The sequence below is a fragment of the Pseudomonas sp. FP1742 genome, assembly GCF_030687145.1.
Classification (GTDB): Bacteria; Pseudomonadota; Gammaproteobacteria; order Pseudomonadales; family Pseudomonadaceae; genus Aquipseudomonas; species Aquipseudomonas frederiksbergensis_D.
On record NZ_CP117460.1, the window covers coordinates 687,872 to 707,353 of the forward strand.

Annotated in this window: 16 protein-coding genes; 4 read left to right on the top strand and 12 right to left on the bottom strand. The window is 60.4% G+C overall.

What is annotated here, in order from left to right; all coding sequences use genetic code 11:
- Window positions 1–141: 141 nt before the first annotated feature.
- Window positions 142–1,155 (top strand): AI-2E family transporter, encoded by a 1,014-nt coding sequence (locus tag PSH64_RS03020; RefSeq protein ID WP_007937079.1) that lies wholly within the window; start codon window positions 142–144, stop codon window positions 1,153–1,155.
- A gap of 134 nt (window positions 1,156–1,289) precedes the next feature.
- On the opposite strand, the gene PSH64_RS03025 is transcribed toward PSH64_RS03020, so the two are convergent.
- The gene (locus tag PSH64_RS03025) at window positions 1,290–2,564 is read right to left on the bottom strand and encodes an Hsp70 family protein (protein WP_105340436.1); all 1,275 of its coding nucleotides are present in this window, start codon (window positions 2,562–2,564) and stop codon (window positions 1,290–1,292) included.
- 296 nt (window positions 2,565–2,860) lie between these two features.
- Here PSH64_RS03025 and PSH64_RS03030 point away from each other — a divergent pair, with 296 nt between their 5' ends.
- Window positions 2,861–3,808 carry a DnaJ C-terminal domain-containing protein gene (locus tag PSH64_RS03030; RefSeq protein WP_305479866.1) on the top strand — a complete coding sequence of 316 codons (948 nt, stop codon included), beginning with the start codon at window positions 2,861–2,863 and terminating at the stop codon, window positions 3,806–3,808.
- A 25-nt stretch (window positions 3,809–3,833) separates the two neighbouring features.
- Window positions 3,834–4,139, top strand: coding sequence for a chaperone modulator CbpM (locus PSH64_RS03035; RefSeq protein ID WP_105340435.1), 306 nt, complete (start codon window positions 3,834–3,836; stop codon window positions 4,137–4,139).
- 61 nt (window positions 4,140–4,200) lie between these two features.
- Here PSH64_RS03035 and PSH64_RS03040 read toward each other — a convergent pair whose 3' ends face one another.
- Window positions 4,201–5,328 (bottom strand): sensor histidine kinase KdpD, encoded by a 1,128-nt coding sequence (locus PSH64_RS03040; RefSeq protein ID WP_105340434.1) that lies wholly within the window; start codon window positions 5,326–5,328, stop codon window positions 4,201–4,203.
- A gap of 241 nt (window positions 5,329–5,569) precedes the next feature.
- Between PSH64_RS03040 and PSH64_RS03045 the strand changes: the two genes are divergently transcribed.
- On the top strand, window positions 5,570–10,486 hold the full coding sequence (locus PSH64_RS03045; RefSeq protein WP_305479867.1) for a dermonecrotic toxin domain-containing protein: 4,917 nt from the start codon (window positions 5,570–5,572) through the stop codon (window positions 10,484–10,486).
- A 73-nt stretch (window positions 10,487–10,559) separates the two neighbouring features.
- Here the strand turns inward: PSH64_RS03045 and ureC are convergent, their stop codons facing one another.
- From ureC to urtB, 10 genes are all read right to left on the bottom strand, one after another.
- On the bottom strand, window positions 10,560–12,260 hold the full coding sequence (gene ureC, locus PSH64_RS03050; RefSeq protein WP_105340433.1) for an urease subunit alpha: 1,701 nt from the start codon (window positions 12,258–12,260) through the stop codon (window positions 10,560–10,562).
- Window positions 12,261–12,401: 141 nt separating this feature from the next.
- The gene (locus PSH64_RS03055) at window positions 12,402–12,707 is read right to left on the bottom strand and encodes an urease subunit beta (protein ID WP_008146494.1); all 306 of its coding nucleotides are present in this window, start codon (window positions 12,705–12,707) and stop codon (window positions 12,402–12,404) included.
- Complete coding sequence (locus PSH64_RS03060) at window positions 12,707–13,240, bottom strand: GNAT family N-acetyltransferase (RefSeq protein ID WP_018928452.1); 534 nt, start codon at window positions 13,238–13,240, stop codon at window positions 12,707–12,709. The genes PSH64_RS03055 and PSH64_RS03060 overlap by 1 nt, the downstream gene beginning before the upstream one ends.
- A 6-nt stretch (window positions 13,241–13,246) precedes the next feature.
- Window positions 13,247–13,780 (bottom strand): GNAT family N-acetyltransferase, encoded by a 534-nt coding sequence (locus tag PSH64_RS03065; RefSeq protein ID WP_305479868.1) that lies wholly within the window; start codon window positions 13,778–13,780, stop codon window positions 13,247–13,249.
- Window positions 13,781–13,789: 9 nt separating this feature from the next.
- A complete protein-coding gene (gene ureA / locus PSH64_RS03070) occupies window positions 13,790–14,092 on the bottom strand; it encodes an urease subunit gamma (RefSeq protein WP_007937143.1) in 303 nt (100 codons plus the stop codon).
- Between the two features lie 158 nt (window positions 14,093–14,250).
- The gene (locus tag PSH64_RS03075) at window positions 14,251–15,090 is read right to left on the bottom strand and encodes an urease accessory protein UreD (protein ID WP_305479869.1); all 840 of its coding nucleotides are present in this window, start codon (window positions 15,088–15,090) and stop codon (window positions 14,251–14,253) included.
- Window positions 15,091–15,120: 30 nt separating this feature from the next.
- A complete protein-coding gene (urtE, locus tag PSH64_RS03080) occupies window positions 15,121–15,819 on the bottom strand; it encodes an urea ABC transporter ATP-binding subunit UrtE (RefSeq protein ID WP_305479870.1) in 699 nt (232 codons plus the stop codon).
- A gap of 131 nt (window positions 15,820–15,950) precedes the next feature.
- Window positions 15,951–16,820 (bottom strand): urea ABC transporter ATP-binding protein UrtD, encoded by an 870-nt coding sequence (gene urtD, locus PSH64_RS03085; protein WP_305479871.1) that lies wholly within the window; start codon window positions 16,818–16,820, stop codon window positions 15,951–15,953.
- Complete coding sequence (gene urtC, locus PSH64_RS03090) at window positions 16,817–17,896, bottom strand: urea ABC transporter permease subunit UrtC (RefSeq protein ID WP_105340429.1); 1,080 nt, start codon at window positions 17,894–17,896, stop codon at window positions 16,817–16,819. Before urtC ends, urtD begins: the two co-directional genes overlap by 4 nt.
- The gene (urtB, locus tag PSH64_RS03095; protein WP_305479872.1) at window positions 17,896–19,398 is read right to left on the bottom strand and encodes an urea ABC transporter permease subunit UrtB; all 1,503 of its coding nucleotides are present in this window, start codon (window positions 19,396–19,398) and stop codon (window positions 17,896–17,898) included. The genes urtC and urtB overlap by 1 nt, the downstream gene beginning before the upstream one ends.
- Window positions 19,399–19,482 lie beyond the last annotated feature (84 nt).

Below are 19,482 nucleotides of genomic sequence, written 5' to 3' on the forward strand. Positions count from 1 at the left end.
CCGCATGAGATCGCGTTCCCTGTAGGCGCTGCCACAGGCTGCGATCTTTTCGGGGTGACGCCGCTTGTGGGTCTCCGCTCGCTTCGGCGCCGGAACGCTGGCAGACTGCCAATCCTTTCACGTCGTTCGTTTTGAGGCTGTATGTCAGCGTTTTCTCAGCGTCAGGTCTTGTTGCTCATCAGTTGGGTCATCATTTTTGGCGGTTTGCTACTGGTGATCCCTCTGCGATTGCTGCCCAGCCTGCTGGCCGGGTTGTTGGTATTCGAACTGGTCAACATGCTCACGCCGCAATTGCAACGGCTGATCGAAGGCCGCCGTGCGCGCTGGTTGGCGGTGGCATTGCTGGGAACATTGGTGGTCAGTGTGCTGGCGCTGATCTTTGCCGGCGCGATCAGTTTTCTGCTGCACGAGGCGGAAAACCCCGGTGCTTCCCTCGACAAATTCATGGGCGTGGTCGACCGGGCACGCGGGCAGCTGCCGCCGTTCATCGACGCTTATTTGCCGGCCAGTGCCGCCGAGTTCCGAGTGGCCATCGGCGAGTGGATGAGCAAGCACTTGAGCGACTTGCAACTGGTGGGCAAGGACGCGGCGCACATGTTCGTGACGCTGCTGATCGGTATGGTGTTGGGGGCGATCATCGCCTTGCAGCGCGTGCCGGACCTGACCAAGCGCAAGCCCTTGGCCGCGGCGCTGTTCGACCGCTTGCACCTGTTGGTCCAGGCGTTTCGCAACATCGTGTTCGCGCAGATCAAGATTTCCCTGCTCAACACCTTTTTCACCGGAATTTTCCTCGCGGTGATCCTGCCGATGTTCGGGATCAAGCTGCCGCTGACCAAAACCCTGATCGTGCTGACCTTCCTGCTCGGCTTGTTGCCGGTGATCGGCAACCTGATGTCGAACACCTTGATCACCATCGTCGGCCTGTCGCTGTCGATCTGGGTGGCGGTGGCGGCGCTGGGTTATCTGATCTTTATCCACAAGCTCGAATACTTCCTCAACGCGCGCATCGTCGGCGGGCAGATCAGTGCCAAGTCGTGGGAGTTGCTGCTGGCGATGCTGGTGTTCGAGGCCGCGTTCGGCCTGCCGGGGGTGGTGGCAGGGCCGATTTACTACGCGTACCTGAAGAGTGAGTTGAAGCAGGTGGGGATGGTTTGATCCGGCAGATGTGTCGCCTGAACTGACCCCTTCGCGAGCAAGCCCGCTCCCACATTCGACCGAGTTCCTCCAGATGGAATGCGGTCGAATGTGGGAGCGGGCTTGCTCGCGAAGGGCGCACCGCAGAACTTACGTCAGGCCAAAGTGCCGTAGCGCTTCATCGCCTCGATCGCCAACCCGCTACCGATGCTGCCGAAGATATTCCCCTCAACATGCTGCGCCTTCGGCAACATCGCCGAGACGCTGTTGCGCAGTGCCGGAATCCCGCTCGAGCCGCCGGTGAAGAACACCGTATCGACTTGATCGACCCGCACATTGGCGTCGTTCAGCAATTGGGTCACGCTGTTGCGCACCCGCTCCAGCAGATTGTCGATGGCCGACTCGAACAGTGCCCGGGTCAACTCAACGCTCAAACCCGGTTCGATGCGGTCCAGCGGCACATGGCGGCTGTCGGCATGAGTCAGCTGAATCTTGGTTTCTTCCACTTCCATCGCCAGCCAGTGCCCGGCGCGCTGGTCGATCAGCTTGAACAGGCGATCGATGCCGCCGGTGTCTTCGATGTCGTAGCGCATGCTGCCCAGGGCCAGGGTCGACTTCTGTGAGTACACCGAGTTGATGGTGTGCCAGGTCGCCAGGTTCATGTGGTGGCTGGTGGGCATGTAGGCGCCGCTTTTCATCCGGCTGCCGTAGCCGAACAGCGGCATCAGGCCTTGCAGGCTCAGCTGTTTGTCGAAATCGGTCCCGCCGATGTGCACGCCGCCGGTGGCGAGGATGTCGTCATGACGGTTGTCATGTCCGCGTCGCTCAGGGGACAGGCGCACCAGCGAGAAGTCGGACGTACCACCGCCGATGTCGACGATCAGTACCAGCTCTTCCTTTTCGATGGTGGATTCATAGTCGAACGCCGCTGCAATCGGTTCGTACTGGAACGAGACTTCCTTGAAACCGATGGCACGGGCCACGTCCACCAGGGTGTTTTCGGCTTCCTGGTCGGCCAGTTCATCGTCGTCGACGAAAAACACCGGACGGCCTAGCACCACTTCCTCGAACTCCCGACCGGCGGCGGCTTCGGCGCGCTTCTTCAGCTGGCCGATGAACAGCCCGAGCAGGTCCTTGAACGGCATCGCCGTGCCGAGGACGCTGGTGTCGTGCTTGATCAGTTTGGAGCCCAGCAGGCTCTTGAGCGAGCGCATCAAGCGGCCCTCGTAACCTTCCAGGTACTCGTGCAGCGCCAGCCGGCCGTACACCGGGCGGCGTTCTTCCATATTGAAGAAGACCACCGAGGGCAGGGTAATCTTGTCGTCCTCCAGCGCGATCAGCGTTTCCATGCCGGGGCGCAGCCAGCCGACGGTGGAGTTGGACGTGCCGAAGTCGATACCGCAGGCACGGGCTGGAGATGCGTTTTTCATGTCTTTCAAGTTCCGGTTAAAAAACGGCCGCGCAGTGTATGTCAGTGCGGCGCAGATTCGAAGGCCGACTATCTGTTAAATCGCATTGATCTGCGCTTGAAAGATGGGCCATCGCCCCCAAACTTCCCTGCATAGGTTTGGCAATCCTTGGGCGACAGCAAGAACTGCGCCCGGTTGCCGATAAACTACTGATGCGCTGCCCGGTCACAAAGTTGAGATTGATCAATTCAAACGCTGTAAACCAGAGCATGCTGTACCGAGCGGCGCGATTTCGATAATGGATGGTGATTCCCTCGATGGACTTCAAAGACTATTACAAGATTCTCGGCGTGGAGCCGACCGCGGACGATAAGGCGATCAAGGCCGCCTATCGGAAGCTGGCGCGCAAATACCATCCCGATGTCAGCAAGGAAAAGGACGCCGAGGCCAAGTTCAAGGACGCGTCGGAAGCCTATGAAGCGCTGAAGAGCGCCGACAAGCGCGCCGAATACGACGACTTGCGCAAATACGGTCACCACGGCCAGCCGTTCCAGGGCCCGCCGGGTTGGCAGAGTCGTGGTGGTTTCGGTGGTGGTGGTCAGGACACGGGCGATTTTTCGGACTTCTTCAGTTCGATCTTCGGCAACCGTGGTTCGGGTTTCGGTGGTGGTGGACGGTCGGGCCATAGCGCCGGTCGTCGAGGGCAAGACGTGGAAATGGAATTACCGGTTTTTCTGGAAGAAACCCTCTCGACCGAATCGAAGAAGGTCAGCTTCCAGGTGCCGCAGTACAACGCTGCCGGCCAGCATGTCAGCAACACCAGTAAAAGCCTGAACGTGAAAATTCCCGCCGGCGTGACCGACGGCGAGCGCATCCGCCTCAAGGGCCAGGGCGCTCCGGGCATCGGTGGCGGGGCCAATGGCGACCTGTACCTGACCATTCGTTTTTCGCCGCACCCCAAATTCGATGTCGAAGGCGAGAACCTGATCATCACCTTGCCGCTGGCACCGTGGGAGCTGGCGCTGGGGACCGAAGTCGCGGTGCCGACCCTGACCGGCAAGATCAACCTCAAGGTGCCGGCCGGCAGCCAGAATGGCCAGCGCATGCGCGCCAAGGGCCACGGCCTGATGCACAAGGCCGGGCACCGTGGTTACCTGTTCGTGCAGCTCAAGGCGGTGATGCCGAAAAAACTCGACCATGACGTCAAGGCGTTGTGGGAGGAGTTGGCGAAAAAAGCCGCTTTCGATCCGCGAGAGAATTTTTGATTCCGAGATAAGGAGGAGCCCAATCATGAGCGACCCCGTGATCGTTCTATTGGACCTGGCAGAATTCTGTGAGGCGACCGAGTTGTCGGACGTGCATGTGATCGAGATCGTCGAACACGGCATCCTCGAACCACAGGGGACAGAGCCCAAGAATTGGCGTTTCACCGACTATGAACTGGTACTGGCCAAGCGCGCCGCCAAGCTGCGGCGCGACCTGGAACTGGAATGGGAAGGCGTCGCCCTGGCGCTGGACCTGCTTGACGAGGTCCAGCAACTGCGGGCCGAGAACCGCATGCTCAAGCAGCGGTTGGGGCGGCTGGTGATCGAATAGCTGTAAACACTAAACCTGTGGCGAGGGGGGCAAGCCCCCTCGCCACAGCGGTCCCAAGGCGTCACACCTTCCTGGGCAACACCACGGTAAACAGTGTGCCCTCGGCCTCACTGGAACTGACCTCGATCGTCCCTTCATGGGCATCAACCACTTCCTTGACGATGAACAGCCCCAGGCCAAGGCTGGTGCTCGGCCCGCCGAGTTCTTCGTCGGCACTGCGTACCAGTGGATCGAAGATTGTGCCGATGACCTCGGGCGGAATCGGCGTGCCGTCGTTGTGCACGGTGAGCCGAACGCTGTCCGCTTCGCCCATGAGAGTCAGTTTGATCACGCTGTGGTTCGAACCGTGCTGCAAGGCATTGCCGATCAGGTTCTGCAGCATTTGAGCGAGCCTTCGGCCATCCCAGACACCCCGGGTATCGCCTTCGACGCTCAGTACCGGATCGCATTGCGGATGAGCAGCGCAAGCCTGGGCAATCGCTTCGCGAGCCGTCTCGGCCAGGTCCATGGGCGCCGGTTCGATCGGCAGGCGCTTGCCCAGGCGACTGCGCACCAGTTCCAGCAAATCGCTGACCAGCACCGCCATGTGCCGCGCGCCATCCTTGATGTTGTTGGCACAGGCCAAAGCATCGCCTTCAAGGGGGGCTTTACGCAGCAGTAACTCGGCGGACATGCTCACTGCCTGCAATGGCGCTCGCAAGTCATGCCCGAGTATCGCCAGAAACAGATCCCGTGAATGGTTGACCTGTTCGGCATAGGCGGCGGTGGATTCGGCGAGGGCCTCATCGATGGCTTCGTTGAAACGGATCATGTCCTGGAAATAGGTCAGGTCCGGTGACTCCAGGCTGTCGACCCACAACCGAATCACACAGGCCCGCAAATGGCGGAACTCGCTGGTCATCTGCACCAGGTCGAAGCCCACGGTATGCCGCAGTTCGCCATGGCTGGCACCCGCTTCATCCAGGCTTGGGGTTTTCTCCGGGCCTTCGCCCTTGGCCTTGGCGAGCTGTTCGCTGGCGGTTTGCGCGGTGGTCATGTCCCGCGCTGCCGCCAGCAGAATCGCCTTGGCGTGATCGCGCAAGGCTGCTCGATCCATGTACTCGGCCGCCGGGGTGATCGTTCTGGCGAACTGTTCCCATTCATCGACGATACGGTCCACGTGTTGCCTGATGAATTCGGATAAGCGCATGGCCGTTACCTGCCTGGAGAGTCTGGGCATCTTAGCCTCTTTGTAGATCGGTAAAAACTACCGCTGACACGCCGGATCATGCTTGCATGTCTTGCAGGTGGTATTTATATGTTTTTTAGATTCTTAAGTTGGAAGGTGTTGTTTGTTTTGTCGCTGTTTTCCAACAGTTATTTAATCTTTTGTTTTTGCAGGTATTGAATAAGCTTGGCATTCTTCTCAAACGCATAGGGATACATGCGCAATGAATGAATTGTCAGAAGGGGGCGTTTCCGATATCTCTCAAGAGATGCCGGCAGGCGCCAATGTTTATTTGAATTATCTTGCAACTAAAGTTCCCGCATTCATAAAGAAGCCGTCTGTATCAAGGTTTGTATCAACTACCGATATCAAACCCGACGTTCCCGAGTGGTACATCAAGGCAAGTGCTATCAACCGTCAATATCTCAACGAACTCATCAGTGAGCGCTGGCGGTTGCAAGACAGTCTGGATGACACACTGGGCGATTTACAAAAGGACATCAATAAGTTCGCCGAACCCTTGCTTGTTCAGGCCCTGAAAGAAAAGCTGAACCTGGATCTGGATGTTCATGCGACATCGGTACGGCTGTATATTCCGGCGCTCCTGGGTTTTGGCGTCGACACCAATGCCAGTCGGCTCAGGCAGTCAACTCTGCTGGAGGCCGCCCTCCATAACTTCGAAGACTCTGAAACCCGTGCTGGCGCCTTTCGTGATGGCTCCGGCATTTTCACTGCCGACGCCGAAGGAGCCCTGACGCGCCATTCGTTGACCATCGAAAGTTTTGCGAGCCTTTGCAGGGATCTGGATCTCGGTGGGCAATATCAGCGGCACATCAAAGGGTTGCTGGCCCCTTCGGCGGTTGATGCCAAGGCCTCGCTTGAGCAGCACTTCATCGGGACCGAAAAGGCCGCGTTCAATGAGTCAGCGCTGATTGCCTATTTGAAGAGTGATATCACTTCTTATGCATATGGCAAGTTGCAGCAACTGCGAGACAACCAGACAAACGTCACGATGGGCAATCGCCCGTTACAGTCTCATCGGCTGACTCTTTTGGGCGTGAAGCTGTCGGGTATCGTGTTGTTCAGTGCAGTGGCTGATCCGACACGAGTAAAGCGAATCTACAACAGCCTGGTTCCGGCAGACCAACGAACAATGATGGAGTGGTCGCGCAAACTGGCCATTTTACCCGGGCAGGAGTTTGATCAATTCAAACTGCTCAAGGCCTTTTTTGCCAACGGGCCAAGCGGTGTGGTCGACGAGATGCTGGGCAGGAACGATATTTTCACGCAGAGCCGGCTCGATGGCGCCTTGATCGCCTACGTACCGGACGACCCTGAACATCCCTTGAAGGAATATCCGTCCTTTACCGACTTCATGAAGGAGCTGACGAGCCAGTTGCGCTCGTCGGACTATCAGCAGTTCTTCAGTCGGTTCGTACCGCAAAAAGACCAGGGCAGGTTTTTCGCTCGCGTCAGGGAGCGCTTCAGCACCTTCACCTGGCAGCAGCGGGAACCGTTGGACATGGGGCCATGGTGGCGGGAAACCGCAGTGGAAAATCCCGACGCAGAGCCGATCACCCATGTGATCGAAGGCGCGCTCTGGCCTCAGCTCAGTCGATGGCGGCGCGACAAGGCCATCGCCGATGCGCGACATATCGCCGTGCCCACAGGCGACGAAGATGCCAATGCCCGCTGGGCGCGGCTGAGGAGTTACGCGAACATCGGCTGGAATGTGTTCAACTTCGGCGCAATGCTGGTGCCGGGCCTGGGAGAGGCCATGTTGGGCGTGATGGTCGGGCAAATGCTGCTCGAAACCATGGAGGGCATTGAGGACTGGAGCAAGGGAGACAAGGAAGAAGCGGCGGCGCTTCTGTGCGGTGTCCTGATCAATGCTGCCCAGTTGGCAATCATGGCGGCAGGGCATGTTTTACCCACGGGCGCAGCGGCGGCGGTCCGGCCTTCATCTTTTGTCGAACAGCTGAAGCCGGTGGTGCTCGCTGACGGCAAGACCCGTCTCTGGAATCCGGACCTGAGTCCGTATGAACATCAAGTCAGTCTGAGTCCGGATACGAAGCCAAACGAGCGAGGCCTGTATCTGCACAACGATCAGGAATTTCTGTCGATCGGCGGTAAATACTTTGCAGTGCAAGACGATCCACTCACGGGGCAACCGCGGATTCTCCATCCGGATCGAGCGATGGCCTACCAACCGAAGCTTGAACACAATGGCGCCGGCACCTGGCATACCGAGCTCGACCGCCCTGTCGAATGGACCTCGACCGAACTCATGCGACGGTTGGGGGCGAGGGTAGAAACGTTCGACGATGCAACGCTTGAGCAGATCCGGATCGCCAGTGGCGTCGAAGCAGATGTGTTGCGTCGGCTGCATGTCGAAAACGAAGCACCGCCGGCGTTGCTGGTCGACACAATTGAACGGTTCAAGACGTGGGCGGACACGGGGAAGCTGCCACAGAGCGGTCTGTCGTCATCAGACAATGCCAATGTGCGGGTGCTGCAGGATGCTTTTGCGCAATTGCCCGACGGCGTGGCCGAGGAACTGCTGGCCGCCGCTGACCCGGCGGATTTGCGAGTACTGGCCGAACAAAAGCGCATTGCCTTGCACCTGCGGCAACAGGTGCGGGCGGCCTTGCTGGAGGTACGTTTGGCGCGCGCCTATGAAGGGCTGTTCCTTGACTCGATGCACGCTCCTGATACGCAAAGGCTGGCGCTGCACACCCTGGGGACCTTGCCGAACTGGCCGGGCGACGTGCGCATTGAAGTTCGCGAACATTCGTTCACCGGGCTCCTGCGCGACAGCATCGGCCCGGAGAACGCACGTACGCGCAAAGTGCTGGTCAGTACGGACGAGGGCTATGAAGCGCGGGATGCCGAGGATAACCATCTGCGGGGTGCCGACGATCTTTTTTCATCCGTCTTGCATGCCCTGCCCGACGCCGAACGCAAAGCGCTGGGTTACGAGATCTATCAAGGCGCGACCCTCAAACGCACTGTTCAAAATGCCCCGTTGGCGCGTGACAAGCTGCGCCCGATGCTGGCGGACAATCCTCTGCGCAAGCCCGCCTACGATCCCGAAACGATGAAGTTGCGCGGTGGCATGTTTGCCTCTCAGGGCATTCGACAACTGACCGGCCGAGTGACGCCGCAGGAGCGGGTCAGGAGTGTGCGCCCCGGGTGGACGGAAACCGAGGCCCAGGCTTACCTGGACGGCGGGGGCGACGACGTTACCCCGGAGCAGCGGGCAAGCGCACTGGAGGCGGAGTTCGATCGCCTCAATGCCAATTTCCGGCACTGGCTCAATTTACCCACCGAAGCGTTCAGGTACAGCCCTGCCGGCATTGCCGAATGGCAGACCCGAAACTCGATCTACACAACCATTCGCCAGTGCTGGCAGCACACCGGGCCCAGGGATGTGGACCCTTTGGGAAATCGGTACGGGACAGCGCTTGATTTCAGTAACGTTCCCCTGGGGCGACACTTGGGAAGCATGCCTCTGCTGGAAGCCGATTTTCAGCACGTCACCAGTCTGAACTTGCTGGGCACTGGAATGAACGATGCCCACGTCACTTTTCTGGTTCATTTCCCGAAACTCCGTTCGCTGAATCTCACCGGTAACCAGCTCACGCAATTTCCTCGTGCGGTGGGGCGAATGCGTGGGCTGACCGAACTGAACCTCGGCGATAACCGGATAGTGCTGGATGCCCAGGGAGCTACCTACTTGAGATGGCTCTCCCGGCTGAAAAGTCTGGATCTGCAAGGAAACCCGTTGGGGAGAGTGCCCGATATCGGTGGGATGCGCATGCTGCATACCCTGATGCTGGGTGACACCGGGATTAATACCTGGCCGGACGGGCTGTTCGCTCAACCCAGGTTCCGGCACTTTTACCTGAACCTGCAGCGCAACGAACTGACCGTTATCCCGCAGGTGACGCCCGGCTCAGCCTCCGCGGAGCTGTTGGCGCGCACGGTATTGAATCGCGACCCGCCGTGGTTGTCGGCCGACAACCTGGAAACGCTCAGAGGCTATATCCGGTCCGTCGGTCTGGACCCCGATCGTCCATATCCGCCTCGCGGTGTACGTGACAGCCTCGAGTGGGAGGAAGGCTTGACGCGACCTGAGTGGGTGGCCAAACAGGATGTTTGGAACAGCGTTGAGGATGAGTTCGGCTCAGTGCCTTTTTTCAACAAGATCAGGCAACTGACCCAGTCCAGCCATTTCAAGCATGACCTCGCGTTCAGGAAGGACATGACGAGCAAGGTCTGGAGAATGCTGGAAGCGATGTCCAGGGACAGCGAGCTGCGGCGCAATCTTTTTGTCATGGGCAGGGATGAGGTCACCCTTTGTGTCGATGCCGGGGCACAGCTGTTCAACGCGATGGGGGTGGAGGTGCTGATCCACGAGGCCTATGAGCTGGGCAATCCGGCTCTGGTGGAGGCGGAACTGGTGCAGTTGGCCAGAGGCAAATCCCGACTGGATGAGTTGAGCCGGATTGCCCACAAGGAGGTCGCCGAGCGACTGCAGAACGGTGAGCAATTCAGGGTTGTCGATGCTGACGGCCGAGTCTCGGGGAGCATCGATGAAGTCGAGGTGCACCTGGCCTACATGACGGACCTGGCCGAACGACTGGATCTGCCCTGGCAATCCCGTGACTTGCAATTTCGCACGCACACCGGTGTCACCCCCGAGATGATCGAAAGTGCCTATCAGCGGGTACTGGCTCTGGAAGCCGGCGACTTATTGCGTGATTCGATCATCGAACAGCCGTTCTGGGAGACTTTCATCCAGCGCTTGAATCGAAGCGCCTTCAAAGTCTTCAGGCGTCGAATCGATGCGACGACGGAGTTTTACATGGCGCTTGATAAGCGCGCGACCGAACCGAATCTATCGGTCGAGGCCAAGGCAGCTCTCAAAGAAGAACTGCGGGTCCTCGCCGCAGAGTTGGGTAAACCGGAAAGCGCGATTGCTCCGGGAGAGGTCATGACTGACGAGGCTTATGCCGCCGAGCTGGAGGCGATCAACACCGAGATGAAAGCGCTGATGAAGACCCTGACCCAGCAGGCGATGGATCGGGCGAAGCTGCAAAGGGTAGAGATTCCCTTCACGGTCGAACCGAGTCACTGATTGACCTGACAAACAACCCTACCGGCACGAAGACTGACGCCCTTCGTGCCGGTTTTTTATACCTGAGCGAATCTCAAAACAGGAAGTAACGCTGAGCCATCGGCAACACATCCGCCGGCTCGCACCACAGCAGCACACCGTCGGCCTTGACCTGATAGGTCTGCGGATCGACGTCGATGTCCGGCAGGTAGTCGTTGTGAATCAGGTCGGTTTTCTGCACCTCGCGACAGCCTTTGACCACCGCGATTTTCTTCTTCAGCCCCAGGGCTTCAGGCAAACCGGCCTCCTGCGCCGCCTGGCTGATAAAGGTCAGGCTGGTGGCATGCAACGAACCGCCGTAACTGGCGAACATCGGGCGGTAGTGCACTGGTTGCGGCGTTGGAATAGACGCGTTGGCGTCGCCCATCAGGCTGGCCGCAATGGCGCCGCCCTTGAGGATCAGCGTTGGCTTTACCCCGAAAAACGCTGGACGCCAGAGCACCAGATCCGCCCACTTGCCCACTTCGATCGAACCCACTTCATGGCTGATGCCGTGGGTGATCGCCGGGTTGATCGTGTACTTGGCGATGTAGCGTTTGGCGCGGAAGTTGTCGTTGCCTTCACCATCTTGTGGCAGCGGGCCGCGTTGCTTTTTCATCTTGTCGGCGGTCTGCCAGGTGCGGGTAATGACTTCACCGACGCGGCCCATGGCCTGGCTGTCGGAGCTGATCATCGAGAACGCGCCAAGGTCATGCAGGATGTCTTCGGCGGCAATCGTCTCGCGGCGGATGCGGCTTTCGGCGAAGGCCACGTCTTCGGCAATGCTCGGGTCCAGGTGGTGGCAGACCATCAGCATGTCGAGGTGTTCATCGATGGTGTTGCGGGTGAACGGCCGGGTCGGGTTGGTCGAACTCGGCAGCACGTTGGCGAAACCGCAGGCCTTGATGATGTCCGGGGCATGACCGCCACCGGCACCTTCGGTGTGGTAGGTGTGGATGGTGCGGCCCTTGAAGGCGGCGAGGGTGGTTTCGACGAAACCGGACTCGTTGAGGGTGTCGGTGTGAATCGCCACCTGCACGTCGTACTGGTCGGCCACGGTCAGGCAATTGTCGATGCTCGCCGGGGTGGTGCCCCAGTCTTCGTGCAGCTTCAGACCGATGGCACCGGCCTTGACCTGCTCGATCAACGGCTCCGGCAGGCTGGCGTTGCCCTTGCCGGTGAGGCCGATGTTCATCGGGAACGCATCGGCGGCCTGGAGCATGCGCGCCAGGTGCCACGGCCCTGACGTGCAGGTGGTGGCGTTGGTGCCGGTGGCAGGCCCCGTGCCGCCGCCGATCATGGTGGTGACGCCGCTCATCAGCGCTTCTTCGATCTGCTGCGGGCAGATGAAGTGGATGTGGGTGTCGATGCCGCCGGCGGTGAGGATCATGCCCTCACCGGCGATCACTTCGGTGCTGGCGCCCACCGCGATGGTGACATTAGGCTGGATGTCCGGGTTGCCGGCCTTGCCGATGGCCGCGATGCGCCCGTCCTTGAGGCCGACGTCGGCCTTGACGATGCCCCAGTGGTCGATGATCAGCGCGTTGGTGATCAGGGTATCGACAACCTCGGCGGCCAGCAGTTGGCTTTGGCCCTGGCCGTCGCGGATGACTTTGCCGCCGCCGAATTTCACTTCTTCGCCGTAGGTGGTGAAGTCCTGTTCCACTTCGATCCACAGCTCGGTGTCGGCCAGACGGACCTTGTCACCGACGGTGGGGCCGAACATGTCGGCATAGGCCTGACGGGAAATCTTCATTCGTTCGCCTTGAGATTCAATTGATTTTGAGGCTGTTCGCTTCGCTCACAGATTCGCGAGCAAGCCCGCTCCCACATTTGATCGCATTCCCCTGTGGGAGCGGGCTTGCTCGCGAAGGGGCCAGTGCAGGCAACACATTACTTAAAGGTCGCCCATGATCCTGCCGGCAAACCCGAACACCCGGCGATGCCCGGCCAGGTCCACCAGCTCGACCTCGCGGCTCTGCCCCGGCTCGAAGCGCACGGCGGTGCCGGCGGGGATGTTCAGGCGCATGCCGCGGCTGGCGGCGCGGTCGAAGGTCAGGGCGTCGTTGGTTTCGAAAAAGTGATAATGCGAGCCGACCTGGATCGGCCGGTCACCGCTGTTGGCCACCTTCAGGCTGACAGTGCGTCGGCCCACGTTAAGCTCGATGTCGCCGGGCTGGATCTGGTACTCACCGGGAATCATCACTGGGCTCCTTGGAGAATCTTGTAGTAGAGGGCGGTCGGTTTGTAGCGCCCGTTCGGGTCGCAGGCGTAGTCAGGGATTTCGCCAGCGCGGGTGTAACCCAGGGCCTTGTAGAAGTCTTCGGCGGGGGAGCCGGCCTCGGTGTCGAGGTAGAGCATGCCGCGCTTATGCTGGCGGGCGGCGAGCTCCAGGGCATGCATCAACTGCTGGCCCAGGCCGCGACGACGGGCATGTTCACGCACCAGCAGTTTCTGCACTTCGGCGCGATTCAGCCCATTGGCTTTCTGGCACAGGTTCAGTTGCACACTGGCCTGCACCTGTTCGTCCTTGACCACCACCCACAGCAGCACGTTGCCTTTGTTCAGGTTGTCCTGGACTTCATCGAAATGGGCTCGGGCCTGGGTGGCATCCAGATCCGCCATGAACCCGACGCTGGCGCCATAGCCGACGGCGTCGAGCAGCAGATCAATCAATCCCTGACGATAGTGCGCAAAGCTTTCAACATTGACGCGTCGCAGTTGGGCGGCGTTCATGGGGCATCACTCCTTGTGGGGACCGGGTGGCATTACGCCGGGGTCGAGGATCAGTTGCATGAAGGTCAGGTCCAGCCAGCGGCCGAACTTGGTACCCACCTGCGGCATTTGGCCGGTGACGACAAAACCGGCCCGCTCGTGCAGCCGGATCGAGGCACCGTTACCGCTTTCGATGGCGGCGACCATCACGTGTTTGTTGCAGCCTTTGGCGCGCTCGATCAGCGCGTCCATCAGTTGCGGGCCGAGGCCATTGCCACGTTGGTCGTTGCGCACGTACACCGAGTGCTCGACCGTGTGGCGAAACCCGTCGAAGGGCCGCCAGTCACCGAATGAAGCGTAGCCGAGTACGTTGTCGTCGCCGTCGACAATCACCAGCACCGGATAACCCAGGGCCTGCCGAGCGCTGAACCAGGCCTGGCGGTTGCCCAGGTCCACGGCCTGTTCATTCCAGATCGCCGTGGTATTGAGCACGGCGTCGTTGTAGATGTCGCGGATCGCCGGCAGATCGGCGTGCAGCGCATCGCGGATGTGGTAAGTCATGGCGCGGCCTCAGGCGATCGGTTGGTGAACGGTGACCAGTTTGGTGCCGTCGGGAAACGTCGCCTCGACCTGGATCTCCGGAATCATTTCCGGGATGCCTTCCATCACTTGTTCGCGGCTGAGCAGGGTGGTGCCGTAATGCATCAGCTCGGCCACGGTCTGGCCGTCACGCGCGCCTTCGAGCAGCGCCGCGGAAATGTAGGCCATGGCCTCCGGGTAATTGAGTTTCACGCCGCGAGCCAAACGCCGCTCGGCCACGAGGCCGGCGGTGAAAATCAACAGCTTGTCTTTTTCGCGTGGGGTCAGGTCCATCGTAGAAATCCATCAGGGCAGATTAAAAAGAGTTGGATCTGCTTGCACAGATCCCCTGTGGGAGCGGGCATGCTCGCGAAGGCGGAGTGTCAGTCGCCATCGGTGTTGTCTGTCACACCACCTTCGCGAGCAAGCCCGCTCCCACATTGAATCGCATTTCAGGTGTTCCAGATTCGTGGTGGCATGGCTTCGCGACCCAATAGTGTCGGGCGCAATAATCGCCACAAATCAATCAGCCAACCACGCGCCAACAGCGCCTCGCTGGCCAGGCACCGGGCGACCAACAGCCCCGGCAATTGCGTCAGATCCCCGCGCACTTCATTGGGCAGCGAGCGGCACTTCTCCAGCAGTTGGCTATCAATCTCCCCGGTCACCAGCAACGTCGCAAACACCGGTTGGCCATCCAGCCCGATCGGCGAATCGAGCAAACCGTCAGCCCCGGCAATGCGCTGGCGTTCGTGCCACAGCATCTGGCCGTCGCGGCGGATATCCAGGTGCGCCTGAAAGTGCCCGAGGTCGAAGCGCTCGCCACTGGCCGGGCGACCCAGCGCGACCACGTCCCAGTAGAACAGCCGGGCATCGCCCTCAAGGTCGATGCTCGTGCTGAGTTCAGCCTGGGCCGCGCTGAAGATAATCGTCTCTTGCGGCAACCACTCCAACGTAGCACCGGCAGCCACGCGCAAGTCGAGTTTCTGATAAGCCGGCCCGGCCGCGCGATACCACTTGGCGGCGCCGGGGCTGGTGATTTGTGCCCAGGCGTGGGTGCCGACGCTGGCCGAGATGTCCAGCCGATCACCGCCGGCAATCCCGCCCGGCGGGTGGACGATGATGTGCTGACACACCTCGGGGCCTTCGGCATACAGGTGCTTCTGCACCCGCAGCGGACCTTTGTGACGGCGCTGCACCGGGCGTGTGCCATCGCCGAAGCGGGCATAGCCCAGTTCCAGCTCGGCATGCCAGCTCGGGGTGAACAGCGTGATGGGGGCAGGTAAATTCATGATTTTTAATTATCGTCAGGAGTCTGCAGGTTAGATCGTAACCAGTCCGCGCACACCTTCGGCTTCCATATTTTCGCCACGACCCTGCTGCACAATCTCGCCCCGGGACATCACCAGGTACTGATCGGCCAGCTCGGCGGCGAAATCGTAGAACTGCTCCACCAGCAAAATCGCCATGTCGCCACGGGCTGCAAGTTTCTTGATCACCGCGCCGATTTCCTTGATCACCGACGGCTGGATGCCTTCGGTGGGTTCGTCGAGAATCAGCAGCCGTGGTCGGCTGGCCAGCGCTCTTCCGATTGCCAGCTGCTGTTGCTGACCGCCGGACAAGTCACCGCCACGGCGTTGCTTCATTTGCAGCAGCACCGGGAACAGCTCGTAGATGAACGCCGGGACCTCTTTGGCTTCGGAGCCGGGAAATCGCGACAGGCCCATCAGCAGGTTTTCTTCCACAGTCAGTCGACCAAAGATTTCCCGACCCTGAGGCACATAAGCGATACCGGCATGCACCCGTTGGTGCGGCTTGAGCGTGGTGATCGGTTGGCCTTCCCAGTTCACCGCGCCTTCTTTGGCCGGCAGCAAACCCATCAGGCATTTGAGCAAGGTGGTCTTGCCCACGCCGTTGCGCCCGAGCAGGCAGGTGACTTCGCCGACTTTCACCTCAAACGTCAGGCCCCGCAGGATGTGGCTACCGCCGTAGTACTGGTGCAGCTTGTCGACTTGCAGCATGTTCAAAATTCCCCTCAATCCCCTGTGGGAGCGGGCTTGCTCGCGAAGACGGATTTACATTCAACATTTGAGTGGCCTGACACATCGCCTTCGCGAGCAAGCCCGCTCCCACATTGGAATGTGTTTGCAATTTACCGACCGAGGTACACCTCGATCACCCGCTCATTGTCCTGCACCTGTGCAAGCGACCCTTCGGCCAGCACGCTGCCCTGGTGCAACACGGTGACGTGGTCGGCGATCGAGCCGACGAAGCCCATGTCGTGTTCCACCACCATCAGCGAATGCTTGCCGGCCAGGCGCTTGAACAGTTCGGCGGTGAATTCGGTTTCGGCGTCGGTCATGCCCGCCACCGGCTCGTCGAGCAGCAACAGTTGCGGGTCTTGCATCAGCAACATGCCGATTTCCAGAAACTGCTTCTGACCGTGGGACAACAAACCCGCCGGGCGATTGACCGAGGCAGTCAGGCGAATGGTCTCCAGCACTTCGCTGATGCGATCCCTTTGTTCGCCGCTCAGGCGAGCCCGCAAGCTGGCCCACACCGACTTGTCGGTTTTCTGCGCCAGCTCCAGGTTTTCGAACACGCTCAGGGCTTCGAACACGGTTGGTTTCTGGAACTTGCGACCGATACCGGCCTGGGCGATCTGCACTTCGCTCATCTGCGTCAGGTCCAGGGTTTCGCCGAACCAGGCCTTGCCGTGGCTGGGGCGAGTCTTGCCGGTGATCACGTCCATCAGCGTGGTCTTGCCCGCGCCGTTGGGGCCGATGATGCAGCGCAATTCGCCGACACCGATGTACAGGTTCAGATTGTTGAGGGCCTTGAAACCATCGAAGCTGACGCTGATGTCTTCCAGGGTCAGGATGGTGCCGTGACGTGTATTCAGGCCGGGGCCGACACGTTGGCCGAGGCCGATGGCGTCGCGGCTGCTGCCGGCGTCCTTGTTGGGCTGCGGTGGAAAAAAGGCCGGTTCGAGCATGAATTCAGCCGTTGCAGTGATCCTCATTGTTCGCCCCTTTTCTTCAGCAGACCGATCACACCCTTAGGCAGATACAACGTCACGACGATGAACAGCGCGCCGAGGAAGAACAGCCAGTATTCCGGAAACGCCACGGTGAACCAGCTCTTCATCCCGTTGACCACGCCGGCACCCAGCAGCGGGCCGATCAGCGTGCCGCGCCCCCCCAAGGCAACCCAGACCGCCGCTTCGATCGAGTTGGTCGGCGACATTTCGCTCGGGTTGATGATCCCGACTTGCGGCACATACAACGCCCCCGCCAGGCCACACAACACCGCACTCAACACCCAGACAAACAGCTTGAAGCCGCGCGGGTCGTAGCCGCAAAACATCAGGCGGTTCTCGGCATCGCGCAACGCGGTCAGCACCCGGCCGAATTTGCTTTGCGCCAGCCGCCAGCCGATGAACAGGCTCGCCACCAGCAGCAGTACCGTGGCGAAAAACAACACTGCGCGAGTCCCCGGTTCCGTGATGCCAAACCCGAGAATGCTGCGGAAGTTGGTGAAGCCGTTATTGCCACCAAACCCGGTTTCGTTGCGGAAAAACAGCAGCATCCCGGCGAAGGTCAGGGCCTGGGTCATGATCGAGAAATACACGCCTTTGATCCGCGAGCGGAAGGCGAAGAAACCGAATACCAATGCCAGCAAACCCGGCGCCAATACCACCAGGCACATGGCCCAGAGGAAGCTGCTGGTGCCGGTCCAGTACCACGGCAATTCGGTCCACGACAGGAACGTCATGAACGCCGGCAAGCCGTCACCCGAGGCTTGGCGCATCAGGTACATGCCCATCGCATAACCGCCGAGGGCGAAGAACAGACCATGGCCCAGCGATAGCAAACCGGCGTAGCCCCAAACCAGATCGAGGGCCAGGGCGACGATGGCGTAGCAAAGGATTTTGCCCACCAGCGTCAATGTGTAGGCCGAGACGTGAAAAACGCTGACGGGCGATAACAGCGACAGCAGCGGCAACGCCAGCAGCAAAACGAGAATCACCGCGCCAACAGCGATGGTGACTTTGGGGCCGGCCTTTTGTGTAGCCGTGAGCATCAGGGGCTGATTCATCAGTCGATCACCCGTCCTTTCAGTGCGAAGAGGCCTTGCGGACGTTTCTGGATGAACAGAATGATCAGCGCGAGGATCAGGATCTTGCCCAGCACCGCACCGATCTGCGGTTCGAGAATCTTGTTGGCGATGCCCAGGCCGAACGCGGCCAGCACGCTGCCGGCCAATTGACCGACACCGCCGAGCACCACCACCAGGAACGAATCGATGATGTAGCTCTGGCCGAGGTCCGGGCCGACGTTGCCGATCTGGCTGAGCGCCACGCCACCGAGCCCGGCGATGCCCGAGCCTAAACCGAAGGCGAGCATGTCGACGCGCCCGGTGGGTACGCCGCAGCAGGCGGCCATGTTGCGGTTTTGGGTGACGGCGCGCACGTTCAAGCCAAGGCGCGTCTTGTTCAACAGCAGCCAGGTCAGCACCACCACAAACAAGGCAAACGCGATGATCACGATGCGGTTGTATGGCAGCACCAGGTTGGGCAGCACCTGAATTCCGCCCGACAACCACGCCGGGTTGGCCACTTCGACGTTCTGCGCGCCGAACACCAGTCGCACCAACTGGATCAGCATCAGGCTGATGCCCCACGTGGCGAGCAGGGTTTCCAGCGGGCGGCCGTAGAGGTGGCGAATCACCGTGCGCTCCAGCGCCATGCCGATGGCGGCGGTAACGAAAAACGCCACCGGCAGCGCAATCAGCGGATAGAACTCGATGGCTTGTGGGGCGAAGCGCTGGAACATCAGCTGCACCACGTACGTCGAGTAAGCGCCGAGCATCAGCATCTCGCCGTGGGCCATGTTGATCACCCCGAGCAGGCCGAAGGTGATCGCCAAGCCCAATGCCGCGAGCAGCAGAATCGAACCCAGGGACATGCCACTGAAGGCCTGGCCGAGCATCTCACCGATCAGCAGTTTGCGTTTGACCTGGGCCAGGCTGGTTTCGGCGGCGGTGTGCACACTGGCGTCGGCTTCGACGCCGGGTTCGAGCAAGCCTTCTAGGCGGGTGCGGGCCAGTGGGTCGCCGGTTTCACCGAGCAAACGCACGGCGGCGAGGCGCACGGTCGGGTCACTGTCGACCAGTTGCAGATTGGCCAAGGCCAGGCTCAGGGCGGCGTGAACGGTTTCGTCTTGTTCGCTGGTCAACTGTTGGTCGAGGAATTTCAGCTGCGCCGGTTTGGCGCTTTTCTGCAATTGCTGCGCGGCGGCCAGACGGATTTTGGCGTCGGCGGCGAGCAATTGGTGGCTGGCCAGAGCGGTGTCGATCAGACCCCGCAGGCGATTGTTCAGGCGCAGGGTTTTCGGTTGGCCATCGATGGTCAGCTCGCCTTGTTGCAGGGCGTTGATCAGTTCGATACGGGCCGGATCGGGCTGCGCGGCCCAGGTTTCCAGAAGCTTGGCTTGCTGCACGGGATTGGCCGCGACGAAGTCTTCGGCGTCGCCGGCGTGGGTGGCCATCGGTAACAGCAGCGCGATGGCGAGGATCAAGCGGTAAAGGGCGGTGGGCATATGCTTGGCCTTGCGCGGACTAAATGTGGGAGCGGGCTTGCTCGCGAAGGCGGTGTGTCAGTCGCCATCAATGTTGCCTGTCAT

Excerpts from the sequence above, each read along its gene's own strand:
- PSH64_RS03045 (WP_305479867.1), top strand. The coding sequence starts at position 5,570 with ATGAATGAATTGTCAGAAGGGGGCGTTTCCGATATCTCTCAAGAGATG.
- PSH64_RS03040 (WP_105340434.1), bottom strand. The coding sequence starts at position 5,328 with ATGCGCTTATCCGAATTCATCAGGCAACACGTGGACCGTATCGTCGAT.
- PSH64_RS03060 (WP_018928452.1), bottom strand. The coding sequence starts at position 13,240 with ATGAACGCCGCCCAACTGCGACGCGTCAATGTTGAAAGCTTTGCGCAC.
- PSH64_RS03030 (WP_305479866.1), top strand. The coding sequence starts at position 2,861 with ATGGACTTCAAAGACTATTACAAGATTCTCGGCGTGGAGCCGACCGCG.
- PSH64_RS03025 (WP_105340436.1), bottom strand. The coding sequence starts at position 2,564 with ATGAAAAACGCATCTCCAGCCCGTGCCTGCGGTATCGACTTCGGCACG.
- PSH64_RS03075 (WP_305479869.1), bottom strand. The coding sequence starts at position 15,090 with ATGAATTTACCTGCCCCCATCACGCTGTTCACCCCGAGCTGGCATGCC.
- urtC (WP_105340429.1), bottom strand. The coding sequence starts at position 17,896 with ATGAATCAGCCCCTGATGCTCACGGCTACACAAAAGGCCGGCCCCAAA.
- ureC (WP_105340433.1), bottom strand. The coding sequence starts at position 12,260 with ATGAAGATTTCCCGTCAGGCCTATGCCGACATGTTCGGCCCCACCGTC.
- PSH64_RS03065 (WP_305479868.1), bottom strand. The coding sequence starts at position 13,780 with ATGACTTACCACATCCGCGATGCGCTGCACGCCGATCTGCCGGCGATC.
- PSH64_RS03035 (WP_105340435.1), top strand. The coding sequence starts at position 3,834 with ATGAGCGACCCCGTGATCGTTCTATTGGACCTGGCAGAATTCTGTGAG.
- urtE (WP_305479870.1), bottom strand. The coding sequence starts at position 15,819 with ATGCTGCAAGTCGACAAGCTGCACCAGTACTACGGCGGTAGCCACATC.
- ureA (WP_007937143.1), bottom strand. The coding sequence starts at position 14,092 with ATGGACCTGACCCCACGCGAAAAAGACAAGCTGTTGATTTTCACCGCC.
- urtB (WP_305479872.1), bottom strand. The coding sequence starts at position 19,398 with ATGCCCACCGCCCTTTACCGCTTGATCCTCGCCATCGCGCTGCTGTTA.
- PSH64_RS03020 (WP_007937079.1), top strand. The coding sequence starts at position 142 with ATGTCAGCGTTTTCTCAGCGTCAGGTCTTGTTGCTCATCAGTTGGGTC.
- urtD (WP_305479871.1), bottom strand. The coding sequence starts at position 16,820 with ATGAGGATCACTGCAACGGCTGAATTCATGCTCGAACCGGCCTTTTTT.
- PSH64_RS03055 (WP_008146494.1), bottom strand. The coding sequence starts at position 12,707 with ATGATTCCCGGTGAGTACCAGATCCAGCCCGGCGACATCGAGCTTAAC.